The sequence below is a fragment of the Peribacillus sp. CSMR9 genome (genome assembly GCF_033141925.1).
GTDB lineage: Bacteria > Bacillota > Bacilli > Bacillales > DSM-1321 > Peribacillus > Peribacillus simplex_A.
Genome location: NZ_JAOPHO010000138.1, coordinates 1 through 3,557, shown reverse-complemented (window position 1 = coordinate 3,557; position 3,557 = coordinate 1). Strand labels below are relative to the sequence as shown.

General features: G+C 41.6%; 3 protein-coding genes. All 3 read left to right on the top strand.

What is annotated here, in order from left to right:
- Positions 1-151 precede the first annotated feature (151 nt).
- The 3 genes from N9I19_RS24175 to N9I19_RS24165 all read left to right on the top strand — a co-directional run bounded on the left by N9I19_RS24175 (position 152) and on the right by N9I19_RS24165 (position 3,426).
- Complete coding sequence (locus N9I19_RS24175; RefSeq protein ID WP_089363019.1) at positions 152-556, top strand: DUF1259 domain-containing protein; 405 nt, start codon at positions 152-154, stop codon at positions 554-556.
- A 334-nt stretch (positions 557-890) separates the two neighbouring features.
- Positions 891-1,880: a zinc-dependent alcohol dehydrogenase family protein gene (locus N9I19_RS24170; protein WP_317779247.1), complete on the top strand. Its 990-nt coding sequence runs from the start codon at positions 891-893 to the stop codon at positions 1,878-1,880.
- A gap of 235 nt (positions 1,881-2,115) precedes the next feature.
- Entirely contained in the window at positions 2,116-3,426 is a 1,311-nt protein-coding gene (locus N9I19_RS24165; protein ID WP_284469737.1) for an amidohydrolase family protein, read from the top strand.
- Positions 3,427-3,557: the final 131 nt, after the last annotated feature.

Genomic DNA, 3,557 nt, shown 5'->3' with positions numbered 1-3,557 from the left:
AACTGAACCGCCGTATACCGAACGGTACGTACGGTGGTGTGAGAGGTCGGAGGCTAGGCGCCTCCTCCTACTCGATTCCTTCCTTTATTTTATGATTCATCATTAATTAGGATTAAACATCATAATATCCCAATTAAAAGGAGGCTTAATTATGAATGACTATAACTCTCTTTGTGAACAATTTGCCAAAATTCTAAATGGGAAAAGCGACATAAATAAAGGTGTTTGTTCTGTATCCTTGCATCGCAATATTGAAGTGTTTGTCCAAGGGCGTCCGAGTAACTCAGTTGTACCAGTAGGGGTTTTATTTGAATCATTGGATCAAAACGGTATTGCATTAAATTTGGGTGAAATAGCAATTTTACAAGAAGAAATTCCAGGATTTATGCAATCAGTTGTCCAACAGGGGATTATTGTTAGTGCCTTGCATAATCATTGGTTATATATGAAACCTTCGATTTTGTATATTCATATTCAATCAGTCGAACCCCCATTAAATTTCGCGAAAAAATTGGCGCATTCTTTTTCAACTTTAAGCAGCTATCCAGTTCGATAAATTGATATTTGTTCGTATAAACAAGGCGTTAGCGGTAAATTCTACTGGATTAAATTGAGGGATTTATAAAAGGTTTTAAGTATTTTTTATTGAATTCTTATTTAACAAAAGGATGTTTTACTAAAACCAGGGGGTGCTGCGGCAGCCTTTTTCTTATGGAACGAAAGGGGCAGATGAATTGAAGATGAAAAAACAGAAGAAAAGTGAAAAGCTCTTTCCGTTTTTAAGATTTGCTGTTTAAAAGGTGAGTAACAACTCTTGGAAAAATACAGGATAGGCTGGTTCTGTATAAATGATAAAATAGTTAGAACTATATTAAAGGAGACTTACTATTTTGGAAGCTAAATGTGCTAAATTTTATGAGTTTGGGCATCCACAAAAAGTTATAAAAGTGGAAAATAAATTCATTCAAATGCCTGTGGACGGGGAAGTCCTTGTACGGATGACTGCACGTCCTATCAATCCATCTGACTTGCTGCCCATTCGGGGCGCATATTCCCACCGAATTCCCTTGCCTTCCGTTCCTGGTTATGAAGGCGTCGGCATAGTGGAAGCGGTGGGTCCTTCGGTTTCGCAAGAGCTGATTGGCAAGCGTGTTCTGCCTTTGCGCGGTGAAGGTACCTGGCAGGATTATGTTAAAACATCTGCGGATTTGGCAATCGTCATTCCTGATTCCATTGAGGACCATATAGCAGCGCAATTATATATAAATCCGATAACCGCTTGGTTAACAATCACAGAAGTATTGGCATTGAAACCTGATGATGTATTACTCGTGAATGCTTGCGGATCTTCCATTGGCCGCATCTTCACCCAGTTATCCAAGATTCTTGGATTTAAGCTGATTGCTGTAACCAGAAACAATACCTATACGGAAGAACTGCTTAAACTTGGTGCTGCATATGTAATCGATACGTCTGAATCATCATTGCATGATACCGTGATGGAGTTGACGAATGGACGCGGAGCGAACGCGGCCATAGATTCGGTGGGAGGTACAGATGGTTCCGAGTTAGCCTTTTGTGTTCGGCCTGAAGGCATCTTATTAACGATTGGTCTTTTATCAGGAAAGTCTGTAAATTGGGCGGAAATTTCACAAAGGACAAAAATAAATGTTAAAATGTTTCATCTACGGCATTGGAACCAACAGGCATCCGTTCAGACTTGGCAAGAAACGTTTAACCTTTTGATGGGATTCATTAACGATAAAAGATTGAGTTTCATGGTGCCGGATTCTTACTACGGCCTTGGGGATGTACAAGAAGCCATTCGTGTCATGGAAACCCCTATGAGCAATAGGGGGAAGATTTTTTTAAGCAACTGATTTTGAGTTCTTCATCAATTCGTTAAATTTGCAATGGGGATCATCGATGTGGTTTGCTGATAAAATTGAAACAAGATTATTCCGTTCACTCTTCCAATAGGTTCCTAAGGTAAATGGAAATGCTCCCTGATAATATGGAATTACTTGATTATCTGTAAGAGGCTAGTTTAGAATGCGGAATAGTAACATGACATGTTGTTCAATGATACGAAAAGACTTTGGAGGAAATAATTACATGAAAACGATATATATGAATGGTACCTTTTTTACGATGGACAAGGAAAATCAAATCTTTGAAAAAGGCATGATGATTGTACAAGATCAAATCATATCCTACATCGGCCAGCATTCTGAAGAACAATTGGCAGATGCCGATCAAGTGGTCGACCTTGGCGGAAAATGGATTATGCCAGGTCTAGTGAATGCCCATTCGCATATTGTGATGACCCTTTTACGCGGAATCGGGGACGATATGCTGCTGAAGCCATGGCTTGAAACGAAAATATGGCCGATTGAAAGCCAGTTTACAACGGAAATCGCCTCTGTAAGTTCTCAGCTTGGCATTATGGAAATGCTGAAATCAGGAACAACGACATTTTCGGATATGTTTAATCCTAATGGAATAGATGCAGGTGCTGTCATGGAGACGATAGGCGAAACAGGAATGCGCGGAGCCTTTTCCTACACGATTTTCAGCTTAGGTACGGAAAAAGAACAAAAAGCGAACCTCATGGGAGCTGAGCAGTTTTCAAAAAACTATAAGACGTTTGCCGATGGCCGCCTGACTACCATGGTAGCGCCACACAGCCCTTATGCTTGTACACCTGAAGCGATTATGGAAAGTGCACGGATTGCAAAAGAGAATGATTTGATGGTGCACATTCACGTTTCGGAAACGGACTTTGAAATCCTTGACATCGAAAAGCGTTTTGGATTCCGTCCTGTCGAGCACCTTCGCCGCTTAGGTCTTTTTGATCAGCCTACAGTGATGGCCCATGGTGTCGTACTCAATGATGAAGAGCGGGCGATACTAAAACAGCATGATGTTCGGGTTGCTCATAATCCAATCAGTAATCTGAAGCTGGGATCGGGAATTGCTGATATCGTCAGCCTTCTTGATGCAGGCATTAAAGTTGGGGTTGCAACAGATGGTGTTGCTTCCAACAACAACTTCGATATGTTCGAGGAAATGAGAACGGCGGCATTATTGCAAAAAGGCATCTATAAGGATGCCACTAAATTCCCTGCTCAAACGGCACTGGCCATGGCCACGAGAATGGGTGCCGAAGCAATCGGCATGGGTCATACGGGATCACTTGAAGCAGGTAAAAAAGCAGATTTCATCACCATTTACCCTTATAACAAAGAGCATCTGCAGCCGCTGAGTGAAGCGTATTCGCATTTGCTTTATGCAGCCCGCGGAAATGATGTATCTGATGTATACATTGACGGCAAGATGATTGTGAAAAATGGCGAATGCTTAACGATCGATGAAGAAAAAGTAATTGCCGAAACGAATCGTCTGCAGGGCACACTATCACGATAACCATGATGAATGAACAAACGTATGCACGAAAGAAGGAGCTCGCCATTTGCAGCTCCTTTTTGTGCGCCCGGCATGGGTGCAATCTATAGGGTGAAAGTCCCGAACCATGAAGGCAGTAGTAGTGGTTAGCT

What these genes read in the sequence shown, in the direction of transcription:
- N9I19_RS24175 (WP_089363019.1), top strand. Translation starts at nt 152, where the DNA reads ATGAATGACTATAACTCTCTTTGTGAACAATTTGCCAAAATTCTAAAT.
- N9I19_RS24165 (WP_284469737.1), top strand. Translation starts at nt 2,116, where the DNA reads ATGAAAACGATATATATGAATGGTACCTTTTTTACGATGGACAAGGAA.